Consider the following 25,411-nt stretch of genomic DNA (forward strand, 5'->3'; position numbering starts at 1 on the left):
TTTTTTATTTCTTTATGGAATGTTGTACTTTCCGGCATCTATCTGTTAATTACATACCAGTTATAAATAATGAAAGTACGAATCAATCAGGAAAAGACTTTAGATCTTATTATTCTTTCTATCCGCTGTTTATTAGCATTTATTTTTCTATCCTATGGTATCGGTAAACTTTCCGGAGGTCAGTTTGGGAATCTGACAACTGAAGAATTGGCAACTCCCATAAAAGATCTTTCGCTCTTCAAAACAGGCTGGTATCTTTTTGACCACCAGCCCTTTAAATATTTTATCGCAATTTCACAGATTATAGCCGCATTACTACTTCTTTATAAAAGAACTGTCATTATTGGGGCATTAATGCTTATTCCCATAATAGCGAACATTCTGATCATCGATCTGACTATAATGCCACATAGTTTCAAAATAGCCTTTACTTTCCGTCTGTCTTTTTACCTGCTCTTTATAGCATTGTTACTCTATTATTATAGAGAAGATTTAATGCCAATGCTGAAGAGGATGATGAATATACATACACTTAAATACAAACACAGCAAGCTGTCCTATCTGCTCATTCCTGTTTTTATGGTGCTTCTCGAATGTTTAAACGGGATTTTCAAAATGATCTATCTGATTGCTTCAAACCCGCAACATAGCTGGGAAATGTTAAAAGATATCTTCTGATCAGGAATGATTATGCAATACTGACTTTGAGATTTTCAAAAACCAAAACACCGTCTACTTTTTTACCTTCTTTATCCTGAAGGTTTTTCAATGCGCCGGTTTTACCTTTCTCCAGTAGGTTTTTCATTTCCTTTTCTTCCAATGTGACACCGGAAAGGGTACGCCATATTTTGAAGTCACATCCTCTCGCGTAATGATCACATTGCGCTACTTTCTCATACAGAATCATACTGCCCTTATCACATTTAGGACATTTTATAGAGACAGTCTGTTTGGGTGGTTCCACATCCTGTGTCAGTGAAATCCGCAATTGCAGCAATTCTTTTGTGATACGCACCGTAAAGTCCTTGATATGTTTCATAAACACATCATAGGAGACTTTATTTGCACGCATTTCTTCCAGTTTCTGTTCCCACTTACCGGTCAGTTCCACTTTTGCGATAGCCCTGTCTTTCACCAGGTTATACACAGCAAGTCCTTTATCAGTAGGAATCAGTTTCTTCTTATCCCTTCTGATGTAGTCACGCTGAAATAATGTTTCAATGGTTGCCGCACGTGTCGCAGGTGTACCCAGACCACAGTCCTTCATCGCCTGGCGCATCTCATCGTCATCGATCTCCTTACCTGAAGTTTCCATTGCCTTCAAGAGAGATGCTTCCGTATGAACAGGTTTGGCCTTGGTAAATTTTTCCATCAGATCCAACGCCAGTATTTCCAGTAATTCTTCAGCTGAAAGCTTCGGCAACTGTGCGTTTTCAGTATCTGCATCATCATTATCCTTCTTATCGTCCTCCGGTTGTTCCAGCTGATCCGCAGACAGTCTCCAGCCATACTGCTTGATAACTGTTCCTTTGGCGATCAGTTCTACGCCTTCCGCATCCATGATTACAGTTGTGATATCCTTGAGGCAGACATCAGAGAAACTTTCCACCATACGTTTAGCAATCATATTATATATATTGGATTGCTCCTTAAGCATAGCAGAAGGTTTTTCATCCGTAACAAGCAAGGCATGGTGATCTGTTACTTTTTTATCATCTACAGAGCGCTTATTGAGTTTGGCACCAATCAGATTTCGGCTTATTGTTGCGATCCCTTCTTCAGCAGTATCTGCCAGATGCTGGAAAAGCTCCTCTATTTTTTCAAATACATCCTCTCCGATGTAGCGGCTGCCCGTACGCGGATAAGTGATCACCTTCTTTTCGTAGAGGGTCTGTGCAATACTGAGTGTCTGATCGGCAGAATATCCGTATTTCTTATTGGCATCCTGCTGTAAATTGGTCAGATCATACAGTAAAGGAGGTGGTTCTTTGACTTCCTTTCCTTCTACTTTGGTCACTTTGGCCGAAGCCCCGACAGTTATTTTTGCCAGTGTTTCCTCCGCCAGATCCTTCTGATCTATTCGGTTAGATGTGGCTTTAAACTTGATATTTTCTTTTTCAAACTGCGCCTGAATCTTATAGAAAGCAGTCGGTTTGAAGTTTTTATTTTCGATAAAACGGGAGCAGATCATCGCCAGTGTGGGTGTCTGTACACGTCCCAGAGATAGTAATCCACGATTTCCGGCAGCCAGAGTAATAGCCTGTGTTGCATTGATACCGATCAGCCAGTCCGACTCGGAGCGCGACCTTGCAGACATATACAGGCTATCGTACTCGCTTCCTTCTTTGAGATTGGCAAATCCTTCTTTTATCGCTTTATCTGTCTGACTGGAAATCCATAATCTTTTGAAGGGAACATTCGCACCCAGATAATAGTAAATATTACGAAATATCAATTCTCCTTCGCGCCCGGCATCCGTCGCTACAATCACCTCTTCTGCTTTATCCAGCAAACCTTTAATTGTATTCAGCTGCTTTAAAGCTCCTCCATCATCCATTTGCTTACCGTCTTTCTTTACTTTTTTAGATTCCAGCTTGAATTGTGCAGGTATAATCGGCAGATTAGAAACTGACCAGGTATGAAAACCATAAGCCTGTGGCGTACACAGCTGTACCAGATGACCAAATGCATAGGTAAATGCATACCCATTACCCGAAATATAGCCGTCATTCACTTCCTTGGCTCCCATAACACGAGCCAGATCTCTTGCAACAGACGGTTTTTCCGCGATAACTACTTTCATGTATTTTGTATTGTGCTATTATATAAGGGATAAGGAAAGAGCAATATAGGATGTGAATCACATTTCTATCTGCCATTTCCTTAAATCATTATTCTTAATCTATGGAAGGAATGGTGATTCCTTTTATTTTGCGATATAAATCGATGGCGTATACATCGGTCATACCTGAAACGTAATCCAGTATCGAGCGGATTTTGGAATACGCATCATCGTTGGTTGTGTAAAATTGGTTTGGAACCAATGCAACCAACTTCTGATCATAACCATTCTTATTTTTTTTGAGGTAAGCGGGCACAAATTCAGCTAATAAAGCATTCATAACCTTGTAACCGGCCACTTCAATCTGAACAACAGTAGGCGCATTATAAATCTGCGCAACAGAGATTTTGGATATTTTTTTCATCTGTTGCACGACATCATCCTCCAAAGCATCCATCAGTGCCATTGGAAATGTACCTGCCAGAAATTTATCCTGTTCCTTGAAAAATACATCTACACATCCGTGGATTAAGGTATTGATTGCTTTAGCACGAAGTAAAGCTACCCTGCTGGCTGTATCATTAAGACTATCCAGCCGGTTGCGCAGGTTTTCACCGCCACAAAGAGGCAAAAGTAATTCCTCTACTTCTTTATAAGACAGGATTTTGAGATGGTGTGCATCTTCCAGATCGATAATATTGTAACAGATATCATCTGCAGCCTCTACCAGATAAACTAAAGGATGACGAAGGTATCCTTTAGGGTTCGTCGGATCCTGCAGTAATCCCAACTCCGTAGCTATTTTAGCAAATGACTCCCGTTCGGCTGTAAAAAAGCCATACTTTTTGCGATGATGATTCTTCTTGATATGTCCGTCAATAGCCGCACAGGGATATTTGACAATAGATGCCAGAGAAGTATATGTCAGTGCAAAACCTTTGTCATCTTTCCCGTTAAAAGGGTGAGTCAATATGCGCAATGCATTTGCATTACCTTCAAAATGGGTCAGATCTGCCCATTCTTCTGCAGTGACCTGCTCCTGAAATTTGCGTCCTTCTCCTTCTGTAAAATAAGTCGAGATGGCCGATTCTCCGGAATGCCCGAAAGCGGGATTACCCAGATCATGTGACAGACAAGCTGCTGATACAATATTTCCGACTTCCTGTAAAAACGGATAGTCCTCGTCTACATCAGGGTTGGCCTCTTTCATCTTTGCATAAAAGAGTCTGCCCAACGAACGGCCTACACTTGCTACCTCCAGACTGTGGGTCAAACGATTGTGCACAAACACTGCTCCGGGCAATGGAAATACCTGAGTTTTGTTCTGCAACCTTCTGAACGGAGATGAAAAAATTAATCTGTCATAGTCTCTTTGAAATTCTGAACGAGCCTCTAAATGATCTTTATTAATACGATCCTCATATCCCCAACGTTTAGCGGAGAGCAGCTGTTTCCAATTCATTTGCATGTTTTCAGACATAGCGCAAATATACTGTTTCTAACGCAAAAGGTTTCGCTATGAATGCTACTGAAACGAGATTTATACCAATTCTTTTAATGCGATTTCATAAGCATGAGAAGATAAATGTGTCCTTTCAGCTGTTGTTTTGCGGATCTTTTGCAGCGCATTGTAAATAACAGCAGAAACATCCGAAAAAATCGCTTCATCACTGATCTCCACATTTGGCTGCATCAGGTAAGCAAAGACTCTTGCCATTCCGCTATTAGCAATAAAATCCGGAATGACCGCCACCTGCTGATCTGCAAATTCCATTACCGGCCCGTAAAATATCTCTCTGTCTGCAAAAGGCACATTCGCTCCTGATGCGATGACTTCCAAGCCGTTATCCACTAACTGACTGACCTGCTCTTTTGAGACCAGGCGGGAAGCGGCTGCCGGGATAAATATTTCTGCACCTATATTCCATACTTCTTCGTTGACCTGTGCAAAGGGCAGCAGATCCGGAGTATGCAGTTCATTCTTTTTTCTATTCAGAAAAAGCGTAGTAATCTCTTCTTCCGTAAGCCCATCTTTGTTGATCAGCCCGCCAGCCCGATCAATTATCCCGACTATTTTCACGCCAAGCTGGCTCAGATAAAAGGCTGCAGAGGCGGCAACATTTCCCCAACCCTGAATAATGGCACGTTTTCCGCTACAGGTATCTCCGTAAAGGTTGTAAAAGTGTTTCACAGATTCCGCCACGCCGTAACCTGTTATCATATCTGCTACTTTATACTTTCGCTTCAGGTCCGGACTGAAGGCCGCATCTTCCAGCACTTTGGATACACCATACCGCAGCTGTCCGATCTGATGTATACGATCCTTTTCGCGAACATTAAAATGTCCGTTCAGCACCCCTTCCTGAGGATGCCACAACCCGTACTGTTCTGTTAATGGTATTACGTCGTGTATTTCATCGACATTCAGATCTCCTCCTGTACCATAATAGTTTTTCAGTAAAGGCGTGACGACTTTAAACCAGCGGTCGAGTACAGCTTCTTTACGGGGATCAGCAGGATCAAAATTTATTCCTGATTTGGCTCCTCCGATTGCCGGACCGGAGACGGTAAATTTAACTTCCATAGTTTTGGCAAGGGATTCTACCTCGTTCCGGTCCAAACCGGCCCGCATACGGGTGCCTCCACCCGCAGCTCCGCCCCGAAGGGAGTTGATCACGACCCAACCTTCAGCTTCGGTCTCATTGTCTTTCCATTCAAATATAATTTCGGGCCTTTTACGCTCAAAAGCCTGCAAAAGTTCTTTCATAAACTGGCTGATTTTTAAAAATAATATGTCTACAGATTTCCCCGTTTTTCCTGCTCCCTTTCAATGGCCTCAAACAGCGCTTTAAAATTTCCCGCTCCAAAACTTTGTGCTCCCTTACGTTGTATGATTTCATAAAAAAGCGTAGGTCTGTCTTCTACAGGTTTGGTAAATATTTGAAGCAGATACCCTTCATCGTCCCTATCGACCAGTATCCCAAGTTCCTGAATCACTTTTATTTCTTCATCAATCACGCCAACCCGATCAGGCAACATGTCATAATATGCTTCCGGCGGAGCACCCAAAAATTCTACTCCTCTCGCTTTAAGTGCTTTGACAGTACCTACAATATCCTTGGTTGACAGTGCTGCGTGTTGCACACCCTCTCCTTCATAATATTCCAGGTATTCTTCAATCTGCGATTTTTTCTTGCCTTCCGCCGGTTCATTAATCGGAAATTTCACATATCCGTTTCCGTTACTCATTACTTTACTCATCAAGGCAGAATATTCCGTATTGATCTGTTTGTCATCAAAGGAAAGCACATTTACAAATCCCATCACATGCTGATACCATTCTACTGTTTCATTCATCTTATTCCATCCCACATTACCGACACAGTGATCGATATACAGCAATCCGGTCTCTTCCGGCTGATAATCGCTCTGCCAGACTTCATAGCCCGGCATAAATGTGCCCTTATAATTTTTACGCTCTATAAACATATGGATGGTCTCTCCGTAAGTATAGATTCCTGAGGTGCAAACTTCTCCATGCTGATCTTTCGTAACCTGAGGTTCCTGATAAGGTTTTGCACCACGCTTTACCGTCTCCTCAAATGATTTGGTAGCATCATCTACCCAAAGTGCAAGGATCTTGACCCCATCACCATGTTTTTTGACATGCTCGGCTATAGGATGCTCAGAACGCAGTGCGGTCGTCAGCACCAGTCTGATCTTATTTTGTTTTAATACATAGGAAGCCCGATCTCTCACTCCTGTTTCCGGCCCCGCATAGGCTTCCGACTGGAATCCGAATGCTGTTTTATAATAATGCGCTGCCTGCTTGGCATTGCCTACATAGAATTCAATGTAATCTGTTCCGTTGATGGGCAGGAAATCCTGCGCGAGAGCTATTTTTTCTGCAAAAGTCTGTGCCATAATGCTGATATTTTTAATTTTTAACCTATCCAGGATTTATAATATTCCTGATCTTCAATTTCTAATGCTTCTTCTGTCAGCATCAACGGCCTGAAAGGATCGATCATGACTGCCAGTTCTTCTGTTTTTGTCTGTCCTATACTTTTCTCCACTGTTCCGGGATGTGGTCCATGCGGAATACCTCCGGGATGCAGGGTGATCTGCCCGCGTTCTACACTCTTGCGGCTCATAAAATCTCCGTCCACATAATACAATACTTCATCGGAGTCTACATTACTGTGATTGTACGGGGCAGGAATGGACTGCGGGTGATAGTCGTATAATCTCGGGCAAAAACTACATAACACAAACGTTTCGGTCTCAAAAGTCTGATGTACCGGGGGCGGCTGGTGAAGTTTTCCGGTAAGAGGCATAAAATCGTGAATAGAAAAAGCCCATGGATAATGATATCCGTCCCAGCCCACAAAATCAAAGGGGTGACTGCCATACACATAGGGGTATATTAGCCCTTGTTTTTTTATTCTGATTTCAAATTCACCTGTTTGATCTATCGTTTCCAGATCTTCCGGTCGTTTGATATCTCTTTCACAAAACGGAGCATGCTCCATAAGCTGTCCGAATTCATTCCGGTAACGTTTAGGTGTCCGGATCGGAGAAAAAGATTCTACAATAAACAATCTGTTGTCAGGATTGTCAAAATGTAACTGATAAATAACACCTCGCGGAATGACAAGATAATCGCCATATTCAAACCGGATCTTTCCATAGCCTGTTTTCAGTACGCCGCTACCTTCGTGTATAAAGATAATCTCATCCGCCTGACTGTTTTTATAGAAGTAATCCAGCATGGAGAGTCTCGGAGCTGCCAGTGATACATGAAGGTCCTGATTGACCAGCACAGGTGTACGGCTTTCGAGGTAATCATCCTTAGGTTGTATTTTAAAGCCTTTCAGACTGGTGTGTTTGAGATGCTTTTCACGGGCTATGCGTGGCGATACATCATACGGATCCCGGATCTGCTTCACTAATGTTGGCGGATAGCAATGATATACCAGAGAATACGTACTGGAGAAGCCATGAGTTGACACCAGTTCTTCAGAGAACAGTTCACCGTTTGGTTTCCGGAAAATAGTGTGTCTTTTTTGAGGGACTTTTCCCAATTGATGATAAATTGGCATGATAAAGTCTATTTTAAAAATATGAAACAATATAGTGTTAAACCTGCCAAAGGATTATTTGGCGCAAGAAAAGAAATGCCTAATATTGGGCAAAAACAACATCTGCAATCATCGCTTTTACTAAAGCGATCATGCCCAAGGATACCGTAAAGTATTGTAGTCCAAAGATGTTCATAACTGGTATATAAGTTTATCTCAAATATAAGATTTATTTACTATATCTTTTTTAGATATTGCACAAATAAATCAGATCATCATTATATTTACTTCCATATTCCTTATTTATGATGATTTTAACGGCTATACTTTGATATGAGACTTGTAACATGTGAATATGACAACAAGGAGCAACTCGGGTTTATTTTAGATGACCAGATCTATATCTGCAGTCAGACGGCCCCGGGTTTACCTGTATCTATGAACGATTTTCTGGAAGGAGGTCAGCAAAGTATGCAGGCGATGTCCCGGACAGTCGAACTTGCTAAAAAAGGAAAATTCAGCAACATTGCACTTGACTCACGTCATATTAAATTATTAGCCCCTGTACCTTATCCATCTTCATTTCGGGATGCCTATGCTTTTCGCCAGCATGTGTCAACATCCAGACGTAATCGCGGATTGGAAATGATTCCGGAGTTTGATAAGTTTCCTGTTTTTTACTTTTCAAATCATCGCGCTGTAATGGGACCGGGCAGCGTATCCTGTATGCCTCTGCATTTTGATCAACTTGATTTTGAACTTGAAGTAGCCGTCGTACTGAATAAGCGGGGAAAGAATATACCTGCCTCTGAAGCGGATCAGTATATAGCAGGCTATATGATTATGAATGATCTGAGTGCCCGAAATCTCCAGATGGAAGAAATGAAACTCAACCTGGGTCCGGCAAAAGGGAAAGATTTCGCGACAATGACAGGCCCTTATCTGGTCACAAAAGATGAACTGGAGCCATATAAGATTGCAACACCTGAAGGCCATACAGGAGATACTTACAATCTGCATATGAGTTGTGCGGTAAACGGAAAACAGGTATCTGCCGGAAATTTGGCAGATATGAACTGGACCTTTGCAGAAATCATAGAGCGTGTATCTTACGGAGTCGAGGTTTTCCCGGGAGATCTTATCGGATCAGGAACTGTCGGAACAGGGTGCTTTCTGGAACTCAATGGTACGGGAAAGCGGAATGACCCGAATTATCAGGTACAATGGCTACAACCGGGAGATCATATCAGTATGCAGGTTACAGGATTGGGACAGCTGGATAATACTGTTGTTCTTGAACCTATAAATAAATATTAAAATATCCTTTTTTACAAGCCTTTATATTTTTCATTATTTAATTGAATAGCTCATGTCCGATATCAAAACCAAAGTAATAGACCCCATCCAGCAACAGGCTATTTTTGATAACCTTATCAAATATGCCATTGCACCGCGTCCCATCTGCTTTGCAAGTACGGTAGATCTTGCCGGTCAGGTCAACCTCAGCCCTTTCAGCTATTTCAATTTAATGTCCCACCAGCCTCCTGTTTGTGTGTTTTCACCTTTGAGAAGAATGCGGGACGGAACAACCAAGCATACGCTTGAAAACATAAAAGAAGTAAAAGAGGTCGTTATCAACATTGTCAACTACGATATGGTACAGCAGCAATCGCTTGCCAGTACGGAATATGCAAAGGGAATCAATGAATTTGAAAAATCCGGCTTTACAGCTATGCCTTCCACATATGTAAGACCTCCCCGGGTTGCCGAATCGCCTGTACAGCTTGAATGTAAGGTAAAAGATATCATCGCGCTGAGTGATGATCCCGGAGCCGGCAATCTTGTCCTTGCAGAAGTGGTATGCATGCATATTCACGAGGACTTGCTGGACAGTAACAATCAGGTTGATCAGGCAAAACTGGATCTTGTAGCGAGATTGGGTGGTGACTGGTACTGCCGCGTAACTGAGGAAAGTCTCTTTAAAGTCCCCAAACCGCTGCGCAACCTTGGTATAGGAATAGATCAGCTACCCGAAAGTATTCGCTTTTCTACTGTTCTCACAGGCAATCATTTGGGTATGCTTGCAAATGTTGAGGTATTACCGGAGTTTTCTCCTACAGGTAGCACATCACCAGACCAGAAAACCTTGTCTTCTCTGGAAAAATGGAAAGATGATCCTGTCAGATTCCAAAAAGAGCTCCATACACAAGCCGCGAAATTACTGGATACCGGAGAACTGCAGAAAGCCTGGCAGCTACTGTTACTCGGTCAGTAATATACCAACATGATCATCTTTTGCCAATCGGATTCCGTCATGGATTAATTTGATAAGATGAACATGTTTTTCCTGTAATTTCAGGAGTGTACCCTCTGCCGAAGAAGCAAGATCAACCCATTGTTCTTTGGTCGCTATTTCCAGAATTTCCAAAAGTCCCAACCAGTCATCCGGATAGTGGTCTGATAGTTCGGCATAGAGACCTGTCAATGTTTGCAATGAGGCCTTGCTTTCCCGTTCCTTTCTGATGTGGGCATAAATCTGATGCAAGGTTATGGTTTGTTCATCGTATACCTGATGTACAGTTTTTATTTCGGATACAGTAGATTCCTGTTCAAATGCATCTTTATCCGCAGCGCCACAATATACCGATACAATTTCTCTACCCACAGCCATATCGTAGGTGCCCCATTCCGGATCAAAATACAGCTGACAGCTCTCGATCTCAACCACCTGACATGGCGCCATAGACACCAAAATTAATTTTCCATGCTGACGAAGAACAGACTGAACTACACCTCTCACTTCTATACCTGAAGCAAAGGTGAGTACGGTTTCCCTGCCTACAACAATATCATACTTCACCAATTCCTCATCCGTAAAATCTTCTAAAGCAACGTCGCTATCTTTCAACAGTCCTACCGGAGAACCAAAACCATCCCGATGATAGTTCTTACCATGCCCCTCCAATTGCTTATTTTGACAGGATAAGGCTGTAGGTCCTGCAGATTTAATATAGGACAAGGCATGATCATCATTTGCTTTTTGAAATATTCCTGAAACCTGCAGTCCTGAGCTATATACAACTGTACATACATTCTGACAGGCAATGGCTTTATTCATACTATCCTTCCCTCCGATCCGGAAAGCCATCGTATTGGCGAAATCATCCAATACGTTTCTCAGATGTACAAAATCCGGCGTAACAAATAATTGTGGCTGAGGTTGTGTGATATCATATGCATAATTCAGCGCATCGAGACTGTAAGGTAATTTCGGAATTTCCTTACGCATACAGGAAGCACTTTCTCCTATGGAAGATAACAAGCCGGCACCATAAATTTTCGGAACATCGGGGGTGCCAATGAGTCCATATTCGACTGTCCACCAATGCAGCCTGCTCAGTAAAGCCATTTCAGAAGGATCACCCATATTCTCCTGAATATTTTTCAGGTGTAACTCTGCTTCTTCTATTTCATTAATGGTGGCATTATTCTTTTCTTTAATAATCGAAAGACTTCTGATCGCTTCATATAACGCAAAATCCTGAGCTGAAAACATAGCCTTCGCCCCTATCTCACCAAAATATTGTAAATATTCAGCATACTCAGGTTCACCTATAATGGGTGCATGACCGGACGATTCGTGGATAATATCAGGAGCTGGTGTGTACTCGATATGTTCGAGCTGACGAATATCTGCAGCTATAACCAATACACGATGTGCCTGAAATTCCATGAATGCCGATGGAGGGATAAATCCATCTACCGTAGCAGCTCCCCAGCCAATCTGCTTTAAACTGTCATTCATAGCCTGCAAATCCGGAATACGTTCTATTGTCAACCCTGCCTTTTTCAGCCCCGGAATGTAAGGATAATAAGCTACATCTTTCAGATAAGCATAATTTTGACGCATCACATAGCGCCAGATGGCCTGGTCAACGGGCGTGTATCTTTCGTATTGCTGAGGCACAACATATTTTTTAAGATGTGCGGGTAACTGCTCCAAAATCGGATTATTATATGTATCCATTTACAATCGGCTTTAACACAAACTTAAATATTTAGTCCCTGATGTGCAAATCCTTAATCCGAACATGACTTTACTTTAATAAAAGTTTTCCGGAGACAAATCTGTCTCCGGAATTTATAGGATAAGAATTCTTTTAGAAGAGACTCTCTTTCATTGTGCCGTTTGGGCCAGCTGTGTACAAACAACCTGGATCAATGTTTCTTTTACACTTTAAAAATACTTAAATTAGACTAATTTTTTAGAACCCACAATCATGATATATCAACTACCTTCCTCCAAAAATTTTGAAAGTCAACTTAAGGACAAAAATACGCATCTCTTTATTTTGAAAAATGCCAGAGGAATGCAGGTTGCATTAAGTGATTATGGCGCACGTATAGTCAGTATTTTAGTTCCCGATCAAAAAGGAAATCTAAGAGATGTTGCACTGGGTTTTGATTCTATTCAGAAGTATTATGAAGCGGATGAGCAGTATCACGGCGTTACAGCAGGCCGCTTTGCGAATCGTATAGCCAATGGCACATTTGAAATAAACGGCTCTTCGTATACTCTGGATCAGAATAACGGGATCAATTCTCTTCATGGCGGAATAGAAGGTTTTCATCGACGTGTGTGGGACAGAAGAATGAATCAGGAATCTTATGTAGAATTCTACTATGTTTCGAAAGACGGGGAAGAAGGTTTTCCCGGCAACCTGAGTGTTGTCGTTTCGTATTCATTGACGGATGAAAATGAGATCATCATCAAGTACCGTGCAGAATCTGACCAGGATACTGTTATAAACCTCACCAACCATACATACTTCAATCTCAATGGTGAAGGTAATGGCGACATTCTCAATCATCACTTACAGATCAATTCCACCGAATATCTTGCCGTAGATGAGCATCAGATTCCAAATGCTATTATACCTGTGGAAGGCACTGCTTTTGACTTCAGAGAGTTCAAGACCATAGCACAGGATATAGCAGCAAATGATGAACAGCTGATTGCAGCCAAAGGTTATGATCACTGCTTTGTAAACGCTATTCCCATTTCAAGTCCATGCGCTTCTGTATTCTCCCCTGACTCCGGAATACGAATGGATGTGTTGACAACAGAGCCAGGCGTACAACTTTACACCGGCAACTGGATGACCGGAAATGATATCGGAAAATCAGGCCACAAGTATTTACCTTATGCAGGATTTTGTCTGGAAACTCAACACTATCCAGACAGTCCCAATCAACCGGAATTCCCAACTACCTCACTGAAAAAAGGAGAAGTATTTACTTCAGAAACTCATTTTAAGTTTTCAATTCAAAAATAAATAACAGCATTTATATCAAAATATTTACCTCTCCTTTACAAAGAAAGGTTTAGGGCGGGATGATGAATAGTTACCTTATGTGGTGCAAACCTCCCCTTATGACTTTAAATTATTACCGGTGTGGACACCGGCAAACGCTCTTCGTATAAAGGAGAAAGGTTACACAATTGCAGACAACAGAAAAAGAAAAGGCTTCAGGAATAAAATTCCTGAAGCCTTTTCTGACTTATCCCTTATAAGAGGTCTTATTTTACTAATGCCTGCAGCGCAGTATCTACTTTTTCAAAACCAAAATCAGCTTTGACCTGTTCAAACATCCTTTTTATATGGTCGTTACACAGGTTACCAATGCTTCCTTCATGTGTGTGACTTACTTCTTTTGAAGGCTGAAAGGTTCCTTCTTCAATAGCCAATCCAATATTTTTATATGCTTCTCTAAACGGAACACCTTTTAACACTTCATTATTGACCACTTCTACCGAAAATAAATAATCGTATTTAGGATCATCCAATACATTTTCTTTGACGGAGATATTCGCTAACATATAAGTTGCGATTTCCAGACATTCATTTAGTGATTTAAAAGCCGGGAAAAGATTTTCTTTCAATAATTGCAGATCTCTGTGATATCCGGACGGGAGATTAGTGGTCATCAAAGCAATCTCATTGGGCAATGCCTGTATCTTATTGCAACGGGAACGTATCAATTCAAACACATCCGGATTTTTCTTATGTGGCATAATACTGGATCCTGTGGTCAAATGTGCCGGAAAGGAGATAAAACCAAAATTCTGATTAATGTAGAGGGTTACATCCATTGCAAACTTGGCAAGTGTTGCGGCAATTGCACTCATAGCCTGAGCAAGAATACGCTCTGTCTTTCCTCGTCCCATCTGTGCATATACAACATTATAGTTAAGATCCTCAAATCCCAGCAACTCTGTTGTAAGTGTACGATTCAACGGAAAAGAGGAGCCATATCCGGCTGCAGATCCCAGCGGATTTTTATTACATACCTTCCATGCCGCTTTCATCAGTTCGAGATCATCAACAAGACTCTCTGCGTATGCTCCAAACCAAAGTCCGAAGGAAGAAGGCATTGCAATCTGCAAGTGTGTATATCCCGGGATCAATACCTGTTTGTATTGTTCACTCAATGTAAGCAATTGATCAAAGAAGTGTGTTGTATTCTGTACTATGCTTTGAATTTCCGAACGGAAGTACAATTTAAGGTCTACCAGTACCTGATCATTGCGGGATCTTCCTGAATGTATTTTTTTCCCGGCCTCCCCTATTCTTTGCGTAAGCAGCATTTCGACCTGAGAATGTACATCTTCTACCGAATCTTCTATCTGAAAATTACCTTCCTGAATTTCACGATAGATATTCTTCAGTTCTTTCTGAACTACTGCTAGATCTTCATCTGACATCAGATCTATACTGTTAAGCATACGGGTGTGTGCTAATGAACCTAATACATCAGCTTCCGCCAGCTGCAAGTCCATTACGCGATCGTTACCTACTGTAAATGTTTCTACCAGGGAATCCACATCAATATTTTTTTGCCAGATCTTCATGCTTTTATCTTTTTTAAGGTGTACAAAAATACCATTTGAAATTTAAATAAAACAATGCAATTCTATGTTTACGTTTTTGTTTGTGATATCTAAGATTCTGATTGTGTACGGATGTAAGAATACATAGAAAATGAGGATTACACAGGAGAGTCAACCGACAGATCTGCAGAAATATGGAGAACATAGTAACCTCATCCCCTGATTTATTATTTTTTTAATCATGATTTTTACCTCTGAATAAAACATGTTCAAACAACGTAAAAACCATGTTAACGCTATGTTAAGGGTTATTTTTGAAATTTATCGAAAAACAGTTAGTGAGTGAGCGGTTACTTTTTTTAAAAAAAGACTTTGTACAAATAATTTATATCCATATGTTTGTGACAACAAAGGGAGAATGGAAAGAGAGAAAAAGGATCGGATGAGTTAACACTCACCTTTTTCAACAAGCAAAAAATAAACCAACTATGATAGACCCAAAAGTCTTAAAACTTGAAAAAAATATTACAACCTAGCCAATTATAAACTAATTTTGAGCAAAAGGCCTGTCAGCACCCACGACAAGCCTTTTTTGTTTTTGAAAGGCTTCAAAAAGACTTTTCAAAATTAAACCGTATCTTTGTATATTATCATCTCAATTTCCAACTATGGCTACAGAAAGTAAAAGACAGCAACGGTTTGCCGGAGTCATTCAGCAGGATTTGGCAGAACTCTTCCAACGCGACGGTAACAACTGGGCACCAGGCGCTTTCATTACCGTAACTCGTGTACGTGTAACTCCTGATCTGGCAATAGCCCGTGTATATCTGAGTTTCTTAAACACAAAAACAGCTCCGGAAGATATCAAGGCAATACGCGCAAAAACCTCAGAAATAAGATATAAACTTGGATCACGCATCAAGAATCAGGCACGGATAGTTCCGCAGCTTGAGTTCTTCCTCGATGACACGAATGAATACGTAGAACATATGGACAAGATCTTTGACGAGATCAGTAAGGAACCAAGACAACCAGATTAAACAATCTGGTTTTTTTATGGAATAAGTATATGATTTTTCAACTCGATGATCAGGATCTGAGCTTTCCTCACCCCAAATATGCCGAAGAGGACGGTTTGCTGGCTGTCGGCGGCGATTTAAGTCCCGACCGTCTGCTACTCGCTTACAACAACGGTATATTTCCCTGGTTTAGTGATGACAGTCCGATCCTGTGGTACGCTCCTCATGAACGCTTTGTGATCTTTCCTGAAAGATTAAAAGTCAGCAAGAGCATGAAGCAGGTATTACGTAAAGCAGAGTTTAAAGTTACAGTTAACACAGTCTTTGAACAGGTCATCCGTCAATGCGCAAAGATAGAACGCAAGGATCAGGATGGCACATGGATCACCAATGATATGATTGATGCATACATCGGGCTTCACAAATCAGGTTATGCACATGCTATTGAGGTATGGCAGGAGGACCAGCTTGTCGGTGGATTATACGGTGTACTGATCGGACAAGTATTCTGTGGCGAAAGTATGTTTTCTAAAGTGCCTAATGCTTCCAAGACAGCTCTCATTCATTTATTTCAGTTTTTTGATCTCAAATTTGTAGATTGCCAATTCCATACGGATCATCTCGCTTCCATGGGTGGCGAAATGATTTCTCAGGAAGACTATCTAAATATACTTAACACTTAAACGCATGTCTCAGCAATACAAATCATATTTTGATATTCCTGAAAATATCAGCTACTTAACAACTCCGGGATCTGGTCTTATTAGCAAAGAAATAAAAAAATGGCGTTCCCGGTATGATGTGGATTTTCATATGACGGACACTGTATTAAGGGAACAACAAGGGGCATTTATTCAACAGGTAAAGCAGACTATAGCTGACTTTGCCCATACGGCAGCACAGAATATTTACTGTACGCCAAACTTTTCACATGGTTTTAATGTCATACTCAACGGTCTTCCTGCTGATGTACGTATCCTGTTATTGAATGAAGATTATCCTTCTGTTAACTTTCCTGTTATCAGCCGCGGGTTTGACCATACTTTCGTGAACATTGATGAAAATATGGAACAGAATATTCTGGAAGCTATTCGTCATTACAAACCCGATGTATTTATATGTAGCATTGTTCAGTATATCTCAGGCATCAAAATCGATCTTTCTTTTATACAGGAACTGAAAGCGACCCATCCGGATCTGCTGATTATAGGTGACGGCACCCAATATCTGGGCACAGAGTCTTTTGATTTTGAAACATCCGGTTTTGACGGAATAGGTACCAGCGGATATAAATGGTTGCTTTCTGGTTTTGGAAACGGTTTTTTCATCCTGAATGACACCTTGAAAAGCAAACTTTATCAGACAGCTCAGCAACAGAAGCCTGTCTTTGAAAAAATGTGGGAAGGAAAGAGTATATTACAGTTATACTTTGAGCCTGGTCATGTAGACACACTGGCTCAGGGTACACTTCAGAAATCTTTACAGTTTTTTGATCAGCTCGGCATCCAGAATACAGCAGCTTATACCTCACGGTTGTCGGAGCATGCAAGAGAGGAATTTGAAAAAAGAAATCTGCTGACGGATATTGTAAAAAGGAGGAATAACCACAGTACTATTTTCAATTTACAGATCGATCCCAATCATTTTACGACTTTAATGGATAACGGTATTAAATGTTTTCCCCGTGGAACAGGAATACGTATAGGATTTCACTTATATAATGACACAAATGATCTGGAGCGATTATTACAGGTCATTGACAAGTTGCCAAGATAAAAAAACAAACTGTTCACTTAGGAACAGACTACAAGTACAAATGCATAAAGTCTGAAGCCGTCAGCTGGTAGATGACAATTGAAAAAACAAATGATATACATATGAAATTCAAAATTGGTGATCTGGTAAGATTTGTTGACGAGCCGATAGAAGGCCACGTGACATCTTTCCAGGATAATGATATAGTGGGTGTGACAGATGAAACAGGATTTGAAATCCCTGTCCTGACTAGCAAAATCACATTGGTACACGGCAATATGAACCGTGAAGATGATGAGGTTACAGAAACCAAAATAACAGAGCCTGCAAAATTCGTAGAGAAAGGGATTCTGCTTGCTGTAAGCGGTGACCAGAAAGAAGGTCTGGCAAAATTGCATATCATCAATGAGACTTCTTATGAACTTTTGGTGAGTGTATCTGAAATCAACAATGCGAAAGCAAAAGGAATCTTTGCCGGACAAGTGAGTCCGCATGATGTTGTACAGTTTTTCTCCGGCAATTTTTCAGCCGTTGGCAATTGGCCGAATTTTCATTTTCAGATCATCAAACACAGCCGATCGGCACAGAAAATAAATCAGCCAATAGAGAAAGAACAACGCGTACGACCTGTAGATCTGACGAATGCGAAGCAGATGAACGATACACTCTGCGAGAAGGTCTGGCACTATGTATTGGATAAAGAAGAGGAAAACATAGGTTTGGATAAATTGCAATCGCATTTTATTTCTAACAGACCCAAAAAAAAATAAGCCCGGAAATCCGGGCTTATTTTATACACTTTGTTCAGCCTGTTTCAGCTGTTTAGTACTTATCAGCAAACACAATATGCCTATCAGGTACACAATCCATCCCCAACGCATATGAATGGCTTTGGATAGCAATCCGTCAGCAAACTTCCATCCGAAATAATTATTGATCTTAAAGTATACCGCTGAAATACTTAAAAGATACCAGCCTGCAGCGATGCGGGTCATCAAACGATAGCCTTTGAGCTGACGAATAAAAAACAACAATCCTGTAATCCCAATGATGCCATAGGTAATGAAAAACAGAGCCTCATCTGTCTGATACAGATTCCAGTTACCTTTGATAGGAACCTTCAGCATAGGTAGCATCCCGGATAACAGACACAGGATCACACCTGCAAGTGCAAAATTCTTTCGAATGATTAGCATAATTTCTTTCTTATTTTACTGCAAAATTAAGGATACTTTCCCGATCTATCATCTACCGGTTATAAACTTTTATTACACATAAGGAGTTATCATTTTAAACATTCAAATCCTTTGTTACCCGGATTGACAATCCCAGGAAACATCGTTACAAAAAAACAACTGTAACTGTCATTTTACTGTCAATTGCATATCCTCACAAATAATAAATACTTTTTGTTCCTAACCATTTAAATGATTGACATCACATTTTTAAATCAAAAAAATATACAACAAATTGATTAATAGAATTTTAACAAATTTTTAACACTATTTATAATCGTTCTAAATTCATCCGTTTGACAGATTTTTGACATAATACATAGCCGATTAGACTACATTTGCACTACTAAAATAGTGAGCAACGAGATTCAGCTTTGAAGAATTTAAAAGTTATAGCATTTACACACAAGCACGTCGAGTTAAAAGACCTTGGCAATCTGGTAATCTGTAATGAGGAACTGGAGAGTCGGTTAATTAACTTAAAGCACAGCCTTGATATTCCAGAGATTTTTTACATCGGCACCTGTAACAGGGTTGAATTTGTATTTTACGGAGCATACGAGCTGAGCGATGATTTTGTTGCGAAGTTTATGGAAAAATTAAACTTCTGTGTACCTCAGGAACGTCTTCAATGTTACTTGGGTCAGGTAAACCGTTATGAAGGACTGGATGCATTAAACCATCTGCTTCGGATGTCCTGTTCTCTTGAGAGTCTTGTCGTTGGTGAGAAAGAAATCCTGTCACAGGTAAGAAGAGCCTATGAAAGATGCCGCGAAGCGGGTTTCACAGGAGATTTTCTGCGCCTGATGATGGATCGTCTGATCAAGACTGCCAAGGAAGTATATACTTACACGAAGATCTCCCGTAATCCTATATCTGTAGTGTCCTTAGCTTACCGTAAGCTTCGTGAGCTTAAGCTGACAACTAATCCGCGTATTCTTGTCATCGGATCCGGAGAGACAAATCAGAATCTTGCGAAATATCTGCAAAAGCACAAGTTTGAAAATTTTGTTATTTTCAACCGTACGGTAGAGAATGCCCATACTCTGGCACAGGAACTAAATGCACAGGTATATCCGTTGAGCGAACTGGGCAACTACAAAAATGGCTTCGATATTTTGATCACCTGTACCGGAGCTCCGGATGCTATCGTTAATAACGCTCTGTATGAATCTTTACTTAATGGCGAAACAGACAAAAAAATCATAGTGGATCTGGCTATTCCAAATGATATCGATGCTGAAGTAATTGCGCGCCACCCTATCCACTATATTGAAGTAAGCAGTCTGCAGGCTATTGCTGAAAAAAATATTCAGGAACGTTACGATGAGCTGACCAGCGCAGAGTGTATCATCAAGCAGAATATTGAAGAATTTCTTCCTATTATCAAACAGCGTCGTGTGGAAGTCGCTATGAGACAGGTTCCTGAAAAAATCAAGGAAATCAAGTCTTTTGCGATTAATGAAGTGTTTGCTCAGGATCTTAGCAAACTGGATCCTCAGGCGAGAGAAGTACTGGAAAAAGTCATCAACTATATGGAAAAGAAATACATCAAAGTTCCTATGGTAATGGCAAAAGAAATTCTTGTCAAAACTTCAGAGGCTGAAAACAATTAGTTTTCGATAATTATTCCTTTTAATTTTTACAAAAATTGACTTAATCTGACATAGGTATGTCGGCATTATACATCTATTTGGCTAAATTTGTGCTTTCTTATTCTAAATCTATTTAATATAGTTAATTAACGTGAACAGAAAATTAATCATTGGAACACGCGGAAGCCAACTCGCCATGTGGCAAGCTAATCACATTAAAGACAGACTTGCAGCAGCGGGAATTGACTCTGAATTGAAAGTAATCAAGACTCAGGGAGATATTATACAGCATTTGCGTCTGGACAAACTGGAGGGCAAAGGATTTTTCACCAAAGAACTGGAAGAAGAATTATTGTCATCAACGATTGATCTGGCTGTTCACTCTCACAAAGATTTACCGACAGTCAATCCTCCGGGATTAATTATTGCTGCAGTTTCTGAACGGGAAAGTCCTGCAGAACTGCTGATCGTATTAAAAGACTGTGTAGATATCAAAAAACGTCTTTCACTGAAGCATAATGCAACGGTCGGGACGTCTTCTAACCGCAGAAAAGCACAGCTTTTATCCTTACGCCCTGATCTGGAATTTGATGACCTTCGTGGCAATCTTCAGACACGTATTCAGAAACTGAGAGATGAAAATTATGATGCGATTATCCTGGCTAAAGCTGGTGTAGAACGTATTGATATGGATCTTTCAGAATTTTATGTAGAAGAGATTCCTCCGGTTGAACTGATTCCTGCACCTGCACAAGGTGTGCTGGCCATACAGATACGTGAATCAGACCAGGAGTTATATGAAGCCTTACAAGTCATTCACAATAAGGAAGTGGCTGAAGTAATAGCTGTAGAACGCAAAGTACTTAACTTATTTGACGCCGGATGCCATGCCCCTCTGGGATGCTATTGCCGCAAGAGTGAAGGCAAATATGAAGCCTGGACATCTGTCGCAGATACCAGTGACGAATTTCCGGACAGGTTATATATCCAGCGTGATTCTACGGAAGGAATGGCAGAAGAGATCTTTGCAAAATTTGCCAAAGACCGTAAACTTCCCTCGTCTATCTTTATTTCACGGGATATAGACGAAAACACATATTTTGCCAGAGCGATGGCCAAGCATAATATCCAGCTTGATGCCCGTTCTCTGATCCGCATCTATCCGATCATTAATAAATTAGATCCTTTTATCTTAAAACATGTGGACTGGGTATTCTTTGCAAGTAGAAATGGTATTGATCATTTCTTTTCACTGGATCCGCAGTTACGCAAACATACCAGGATAGGTGTAGTCGGAAGAGGATCCGAAGAGGCATTGCGCAAATATGACCGTGTCGCTGATTTCTCCGGAGATGATTTCGGAATCCATACGGATGAGATTGGCCTTGAGTTTGCCAAAATAGCAAATGGACAGACGGTACTTTTCCCAAGAGCTAAGGATTCATTAGAAACCATACAGAAAGCCATGAGTGCAGATACAAAAATCATTGATATGCCAGTCTATGAAACTGTACTTGATGAAAACGTCGCTTCTACCACAGCTGAAGTGCTGATCTTTACCAGCCCAAGTAATGTCGAGGCCTATTTTATCGACAATCTTATTGAACCGGGACAACAGATTATTTCTATAGGCAAATCTACCGGTGCTAAAATAGCCGAAATGGGATTACCTTATGTAACACCCTATTCGCCTGATGAAATCGGTCTGACAGAGGCTGTATTCGGATTGAAATATTAAATTCAAAAGTAAAAACTCAAAAGTAAAAGAGAGTCTGTCAGACAAAAGATTCTCTTTTATCTCTTGTCTTTGATTCTAAAAACACATATAACATGTTACAACGTCCGAGAAGAAATCGTAAATCAGCCGTGATCCGCGACATGATCCAAGAGACACGTTTAGACGCGTCCAATCTCATTTTCCCCTTATTCATCATAGATGGCAACCAGCAAAAAACTGAGGTTTCTTCTATGCCTGGTATTTATCGCTATTCCATAGATAACCTGTTAAGAGAGGTGGAAAGTTGTCTGAAACTGGGCTTAAAATCCTTTGATTTATTCCCTAACATTGAAGAATCACTAAAGGATAAATATGCGACAGAAAGCTATAGAGATGGCAGTCTGTATCTGCGTGCCATCGCTGAAGTAAAGAAGAACTTTCCCGAAGCATGTGTCGTTACAGATGTAGCGATGGACCCTTATAGCAGTGACGGGCATGACGGAATCGTCGAAAACGGCGAAATTCTTAATGATGAAACGTTGGATGTATTAGGAAAGATGGCATTAGCTCACGCTCAGGCAGGAGCCGATATCATTGCCCCGTCTGATATGATGGACGGACGTATCGGATATATTCGTGAACATCTGGATCAGCATGGATTCAGTCATGTCTCACTGATGTCTTACACTGCGAAATACGCCTCAGCCTTTTATGGTCCGTTTCGGGATGCATTGGGTTCGGCTCCTAAACACGGAGATAAGAAAACTTATCAGATGAATCCTGCAAACAGTAAAGAAGCGCTTATTGAAGGACAACTGGATGCGGCAGAAGGTGCTGACTTCCTGATGGTAAAACCGGGTCTTCCCTATCTCGATATCATAAAGCTATTAGCAGATAACTTCGATCTTCCTATTGCAGCCTATAATGTAAGTGGTGAATATGCCATGTTGAAAGCGGCTATCCAAAACGGATGGTTAGATGCCGAGCGTTCGATAATGGAAACCTTATTGAGTTTCAGACGTGCGGGCGCAACTGCAATTCTGACTTATCATGCCAAAGAAGTTTTAGAAAAAGGCTGGCTTAAATAGTTACAGCAGTTATAGAAGAGTCCGGATTGTATTCCGGACTTTTTCATTTTTAAGAGTCCGGTAACTGTCCGAAAAGACGATCATCCTGCAGCAATAACTACACAATCAGGATACAAAACTGAGCTTTAGCTCAACAAAACAGTATAAAAGAAACGCTTTTACTATCCCTAAACCAAGGCGTCACACATTATTAACAAGATTAATGTAACAAATAGATGGCGCAAACGTTTGTTTTCAAATTATGATTGGTCAAAACAACACTTTTCCTTAACATTACATATAAATACCTCAAAAAAGAGATAAATCAAGTACTTTAATCACAATTTAAAGATGAAGTTAATAAAAAAGGCATTCTGCTACGCCGTTCTCACCACCACTTTCATGAGCACCATTGCATTTCAGGATGTTCAGGCTCAAAAAAAACACACTTTCGAGATCAAAGACGGAAATTTTGTATATGACGGAAAGGCAACCAGAATATTATCCGGAGAAATGCACTACGCACGCATTCCACATCAATATTGGAAACATCGTTTGCAAATGGTCAAATCTATGGGGCTTAATACGGTAGCTACTTATGTATTCTGGAATTTCCATGAAGAAAGTCCCGGCAACTGGAACTTTGAGGGGGATCATGATTTGGCTGCTTTTATAAAAACAGCCGGTGAAGTGGGGCTACATGTAATTCTTCGTCCTGGTCCTTATGCCTGTGCAGAATGGGATTTTGGCGGATATCCGTGGTGGCTTCAAAAGATAGACGGCCTGGAAATAAGACGTGACAATGCCAAATTTCTGGAGTATACAAAAAAATATATTGACCGTCTGGCGAAGGAAGTGGGAAGTTTACAGATTACAAATGGAGGACCTATTATAATGGTTCAAGCCGAAAATGAATTCGGATCATATGTCAGCCAGCGTAAAGATATTCCCTTAGAAGAACATAAAGCCTATAACGCGAAGATCAAAAAGCAACTGGAAGAAGCGGGGTTCAATGTTCCTTTATTTACTTCAGATGGAAGCTGGTTATTTGAGGGAGGTGCCATCCCCGGAGCCTTACCAACCGCTAACGGAGAAAACAATATTTCCAATCTTAAGAAAGTAGTTGATCAGTATAACAATAATCAGGGGCCGTATATGGTAGCGGAATTTTATCCCGGCTGGTTAGATCACTGGGCAGAGCCTTTTGCAAAGGTAGATGCGGGCAGAATAGCGCGTCAAACCGAGAAATATCTGCAGAATGATATTTCTTTCAACTATTATATGGTACATGGCGGGACTAATTTTGGCTTTACATCGGGGGCAAATTACAACAACAAATCTGATATACAGCCGGATATTACCAGTTATGATTATGATGCGCCAATCAGTGAAGCCGGGTGGACCACTCCAAAATATGATTCTATCCGGACGGTTATACAGAAATATGCGGACTATACTGTACCGGCCATACCTAAAGCAAATCCGGTAATTGAAATTCCATCTATTAAGCTTACTGCTGTAGCCAATGTTTTTGATTACGCAAAGTCAGCAAAAACAACGATCAATGAGACTCCACTTAACTTTGAACAACTGGATCAGGCAAATGGCTATGTTTTGTATAGCAAACAGTTTAATCAACCTATAAACGGAAAATTGAAAATTGACGGGCTGAGAGATTTTGCGGTAGTATATATCGATGGCACAAAAGTAGGTGAACTAAACCGGGTGTTTAAAAATTATGAAATGGACATAGACATTCCTTTTAATTCCACCTTACAGATTCTGGTCGAGAATATGGGAAGAATCAACTATGGCTCAGAAATTATTCATAACCACAAAGGCATCATCTCCCCTGTGCTTATCAATGACATGGAAATCACCGGAGATTGGACTATGCAACAATTACCAATGGACAAAGTACCTGATCTGGCAGGCAAACAAACTGCAACAATTCAGAATACAAAAGTAAATACTTCGAAAATCGCAACACTCAAAGGTCAGCCGGTATTGTACCAGGGTACTTTCGATTTAAAGGAGATCGGAGATACTTTTATTGATATGGAAAAGTGGGGAAAAGGTATTGTATTTATTAACGGCATCAATATCGGAAGATACTGGAAAACCGGACCTCAGCACACCTTATATATTCCCGGACCTTATCTCAAAAAAGGCAGTAACAGTATCGTAATTTTTGAACAGCTAAACGACGAAATCAAAACAGAAGTCAGTACAGTGAAAGTACCTGTTCTGGATAAAGTGGTCTTATAA

20 protein-coding genes are annotated in these 25,411 nt (G+C 40.7%); 12 read left to right on the top strand and 8 right to left on the bottom strand.

Annotation, left to right across the window (positions count from 1 at the left end):
* Nucleotides 1-69 precede the first annotated feature (69 nt).
* Nucleotides 70-678, top strand: a complete 609-nt coding sequence (locus tag HMPREF0766_RS11465) for a hypothetical protein (protein WP_002997246.1) — start codon at nucleotides 70-72, stop codon at nucleotides 676-678.
* A 10-nt stretch (nucleotides 679-688) separates the two neighbouring features.
* On the opposite strand, the gene HMPREF0766_RS11470 is transcribed toward HMPREF0766_RS11465, so the two are convergent.
* The 5 genes from HMPREF0766_RS11470 to HMPREF0766_RS11490 form a co-directional block, all read right to left on the bottom strand.
* Nucleotides 689-2,803, bottom strand: a complete 2,115-nt coding sequence (locus tag HMPREF0766_RS11470; RefSeq protein WP_002997248.1) for a type IA DNA topoisomerase — start codon at nucleotides 2,801-2,803, stop codon at nucleotides 689-691.
* 94 nt (nucleotides 2,804-2,897) lie between these two features.
* Nucleotides 2,898-4,262 (bottom strand): deoxyguanosinetriphosphate triphosphohydrolase, encoded by a 1,365-nt coding sequence (locus HMPREF0766_RS11475; protein WP_002997250.1) that lies wholly within the window; start codon nucleotides 4,260-4,262, stop codon nucleotides 2,898-2,900.
* A gap of 60 nt (nucleotides 4,263-4,322) precedes the next feature.
* On the bottom strand, nucleotides 4,323-5,549 hold the full coding sequence (locus HMPREF0766_RS11480) for a Glu/Leu/Phe/Val dehydrogenase dimerization domain-containing protein (RefSeq protein WP_002997252.1): 1,227 nt from the start codon (nucleotides 5,547-5,549) through the stop codon (nucleotides 4,323-4,325).
* A gap of 29 nt (nucleotides 5,550-5,578) precedes the next feature.
* The gene (gene hppD / locus HMPREF0766_RS11485; RefSeq protein WP_002997254.1) at nucleotides 5,579-6,706 is read right to left on the bottom strand and encodes a 4-hydroxyphenylpyruvate dioxygenase; all 1,128 of its coding nucleotides are present in this window, start codon (nucleotides 6,704-6,706) and stop codon (nucleotides 5,579-5,581) included.
* A 20-nt stretch (nucleotides 6,707-6,726) separates the two neighbouring features.
* Nucleotides 6,727-7,884 (bottom strand): homogentisate 1,2-dioxygenase, encoded by a 1,158-nt coding sequence (locus HMPREF0766_RS11490; RefSeq protein ID WP_002997256.1) that lies wholly within the window; start codon nucleotides 7,882-7,884, stop codon nucleotides 6,727-6,729.
* Nucleotides 7,885-8,196: 312 nt separating this feature from the next.
* Between HMPREF0766_RS11490 and HMPREF0766_RS11495 the strand changes: the two genes are divergently transcribed.
* Nucleotides 8,197-9,180, top strand: coding sequence for a fumarylacetoacetate hydrolase family protein (locus HMPREF0766_RS11495; protein WP_002997260.1), 984 nt, complete (start codon nucleotides 8,197-8,199; stop codon nucleotides 9,178-9,180).
* A 52-nt stretch (nucleotides 9,181-9,232) separates the two neighbouring features.
* Complete coding sequence (locus HMPREF0766_RS11500) at nucleotides 9,233-10,138, top strand: flavin reductase family protein (protein WP_002997262.1); 906 nt, start codon at nucleotides 9,233-9,235, stop codon at nucleotides 10,136-10,138.
* Here the strand turns inward: HMPREF0766_RS11500 and HMPREF0766_RS11505 are convergent.
* Entirely contained in the window at nucleotides 10,124-11,890 is a 1,767-nt protein-coding gene (locus HMPREF0766_RS11505; protein WP_002997265.1) for an aromatic amino acid hydroxylase, read from the bottom strand. The genes HMPREF0766_RS11500 and HMPREF0766_RS11505 overlap by 15 nt on opposite strands.
* A gap of 253 nt (nucleotides 11,891-12,143) precedes the next feature.
* On the opposite strand from HMPREF0766_RS11505, the gene HMPREF0766_RS11510 reads away from it, so the two are divergent.
* Nucleotides 12,144-13,199, top strand: coding sequence for an aldose epimerase family protein (locus HMPREF0766_RS11510; RefSeq protein WP_002997267.1), 1,056 nt, complete (start codon nucleotides 12,144-12,146; stop codon nucleotides 13,197-13,199).
* A 245-nt stretch (nucleotides 13,200-13,444) separates the two neighbouring features.
* Here HMPREF0766_RS11510 and argH read toward each other — a convergent pair whose 3' ends face one another.
* A complete protein-coding gene (gene argH / locus HMPREF0766_RS11515; protein WP_002997269.1) occupies nucleotides 13,445-14,776 on the bottom strand; it encodes an argininosuccinate lyase in 1,332 nt (443 codons plus the stop codon).
* A 647-nt stretch (nucleotides 14,777-15,423) separates the two neighbouring features.
* Between argH and rbfA the strand changes: the two genes are divergently transcribed.
* From rbfA to HMPREF0766_RS11535, 4 genes are all read left to right on the top strand, one after another.
* Entirely contained in the window at nucleotides 15,424-15,795 is a 372-nt protein-coding gene (gene rbfA / locus HMPREF0766_RS11520; RefSeq protein WP_002997274.1) for a 30S ribosome-binding factor RbfA, read from the top strand.
* Between the two features lie 29 nt (nucleotides 15,796-15,824).
* A complete protein-coding gene (aat, locus tag HMPREF0766_RS11525) occupies nucleotides 15,825-16,457 on the top strand; it encodes a leucyl/phenylalanyl-tRNA--protein transferase (RefSeq protein ID WP_002997276.1) in 633 nt (210 codons plus the stop codon).
* A gap of 4 nt (nucleotides 16,458-16,461) precedes the next feature.
* The gene (locus tag HMPREF0766_RS11530; protein WP_002997279.1) at nucleotides 16,462-17,550 is read left to right on the top strand and encodes an aminotransferase class V-fold PLP-dependent enzyme; all 1,089 of its coding nucleotides are present in this window, start codon (nucleotides 16,462-16,464) and stop codon (nucleotides 17,548-17,550) included.
* Between the two features lie 101 nt (nucleotides 17,551-17,651).
* On the top strand, nucleotides 17,652-18,299 hold the full coding sequence (locus HMPREF0766_RS11535) for a hypothetical protein (protein ID WP_115388667.1): 648 nt from the start codon (nucleotides 17,652-17,654) through the stop codon (nucleotides 18,297-18,299).
* Between the two features lie 21 nt (nucleotides 18,300-18,320).
* Here HMPREF0766_RS11535 and HMPREF0766_RS11540 read toward each other — a convergent pair whose 3' ends face one another.
* Nucleotides 18,321-18,725 (bottom strand): hypothetical protein, encoded by a 405-nt coding sequence (locus tag HMPREF0766_RS11540; protein WP_002997283.1) that lies wholly within the window; start codon nucleotides 18,723-18,725, stop codon nucleotides 18,321-18,323.
* Between the two features lie 413 nt (nucleotides 18,726-19,138).
* Here HMPREF0766_RS11540 and hemA point away from each other — a divergent pair, with 413 nt between their 5' ends.
* The 4 genes from hemA to HMPREF0766_RS11560 all read left to right on the top strand — a co-directional run bounded on the left by hemA (nucleotide 19,139) and on the right by HMPREF0766_RS11560 (nucleotide 25,411).
* Nucleotides 19,139-20,380, top strand: a complete 1,242-nt coding sequence (hemA, locus tag HMPREF0766_RS11545) for a glutamyl-tRNA reductase (RefSeq protein ID WP_002997285.1) — start codon at nucleotides 19,139-19,141, stop codon at nucleotides 20,378-20,380.
* A gap of 130 nt (nucleotides 20,381-20,510) precedes the next feature.
* The gene (hemC, locus tag HMPREF0766_RS11550) at nucleotides 20,511-22,097 is read left to right on the top strand and encodes a hydroxymethylbilane synthase (protein ID WP_002997288.1); all 1,587 of its coding nucleotides are present in this window, start codon (nucleotides 20,511-20,513) and stop codon (nucleotides 22,095-22,097) included.
* A gap of 92 nt (nucleotides 22,098-22,189) precedes the next feature.
* Complete coding sequence (gene hemB / locus HMPREF0766_RS11555) at nucleotides 22,190-23,164, top strand: porphobilinogen synthase (protein WP_002997290.1); 975 nt, start codon at nucleotides 22,190-22,192, stop codon at nucleotides 23,162-23,164.
* Nucleotides 23,165-23,494: 330 nt separating this feature from the next.
* A complete protein-coding gene (locus HMPREF0766_RS11560; RefSeq protein WP_002997292.1) occupies nucleotides 23,495-25,411 on the top strand; it encodes a glycoside hydrolase family 35 protein in 1,917 nt (638 codons plus the stop codon).

The organism is Sphingobacterium spiritivorum ATCC 33861 (assembly GCF_000143765.1).
Classification (GTDB): Bacteria; Bacteroidota; Bacteroidia; order Sphingobacteriales; family Sphingobacteriaceae; genus Sphingobacterium; species Sphingobacterium spiritivorum.

Bases quoted from the DNA above. Each gene is read 5' to 3' on its own strand.
- HMPREF0766_RS11465 (WP_002997246.1), top strand. From the start codon at position 70: ATGAAAGTACGAATCAATCAGGAAAAGACTTTAGATCTTATTATTCTT.
- HMPREF0766_RS11470 (WP_002997248.1), bottom strand. From the start codon at position 2,803: ATGAAAGTAGTTATCGCGGAAAAACCGTCTGTTGCAAGAGATCTGGCT.
- HMPREF0766_RS11475 (WP_002997250.1), bottom strand. From the start codon at position 4,262: ATGTCTGAAAACATGCAAATGAATTGGAAACAGCTGCTCTCCGCTAAA.
- HMPREF0766_RS11480 (WP_002997252.1), bottom strand. From the start codon at position 5,549: ATGAAAGAACTTTTGCAGGCTTTTGAGCGTAAAAGGCCCGAAATTATA.
- hppD (WP_002997254.1), bottom strand. From the start codon at position 6,706: ATGGCACAGACTTTTGCAGAAAAAATAGCTCTCGCGCAGGATTTCCTG.
- HMPREF0766_RS11490 (WP_002997256.1), bottom strand. From the start codon at position 7,884: ATGCCAATTTATCATCAATTGGGAAAAGTCCCTCAAAAAAGACACACT.
- HMPREF0766_RS11495 (WP_002997260.1), top strand. From the start codon at position 8,197: ATGAGACTTGTAACATGTGAATATGACAACAAGGAGCAACTCGGGTTT.
- HMPREF0766_RS11500 (WP_002997262.1), top strand. From the start codon at position 9,233: ATGTCCGATATCAAAACCAAAGTAATAGACCCCATCCAGCAACAGGCT.
- HMPREF0766_RS11505 (WP_002997265.1), bottom strand. From the start codon at position 11,890: ATGGATACATATAATAATCCGATTTTGGAGCAGTTACCCGCACATCTT.
- HMPREF0766_RS11510 (WP_002997267.1), top strand. From the start codon at position 12,144: ATGATATATCAACTACCTTCCTCCAAAAATTTTGAAAGTCAACTTAAG.
- argH (WP_002997269.1), bottom strand. From the start codon at position 14,776: ATGAAGATCTGGCAAAAAAATATTGATGTGGATTCCCTGGTAGAAACA.
- rbfA (WP_002997274.1), top strand. From the start codon at position 15,424: ATGGCTACAGAAAGTAAAAGACAGCAACGGTTTGCCGGAGTCATTCAG.
- aat (WP_002997276.1), top strand. From the start codon at position 15,825: ATGATTTTTCAACTCGATGATCAGGATCTGAGCTTTCCTCACCCCAAA.
- HMPREF0766_RS11530 (WP_002997279.1), top strand. From the start codon at position 16,462: ATGTCTCAGCAATACAAATCATATTTTGATATTCCTGAAAATATCAGC.
- HMPREF0766_RS11535 (WP_115388667.1), top strand. From the start codon at position 17,652: ATGAAATTCAAAATTGGTGATCTGGTAAGATTTGTTGACGAGCCGATA.
- HMPREF0766_RS11540 (WP_002997283.1), bottom strand. From the start codon at position 18,725: ATGCTAATCATTCGAAAGAATTTTGCACTTGCAGGTGTGATCCTGTGT.
- hemB (WP_002997290.1), top strand. From the start codon at position 22,190: ATGTTACAACGTCCGAGAAGAAATCGTAAATCAGCCGTGATCCGCGAC.
- HMPREF0766_RS11560 (WP_002997292.1), top strand. From the start codon at position 23,495: ATGAAGTTAATAAAAAAGGCATTCTGCTACGCCGTTCTCACCACCACT.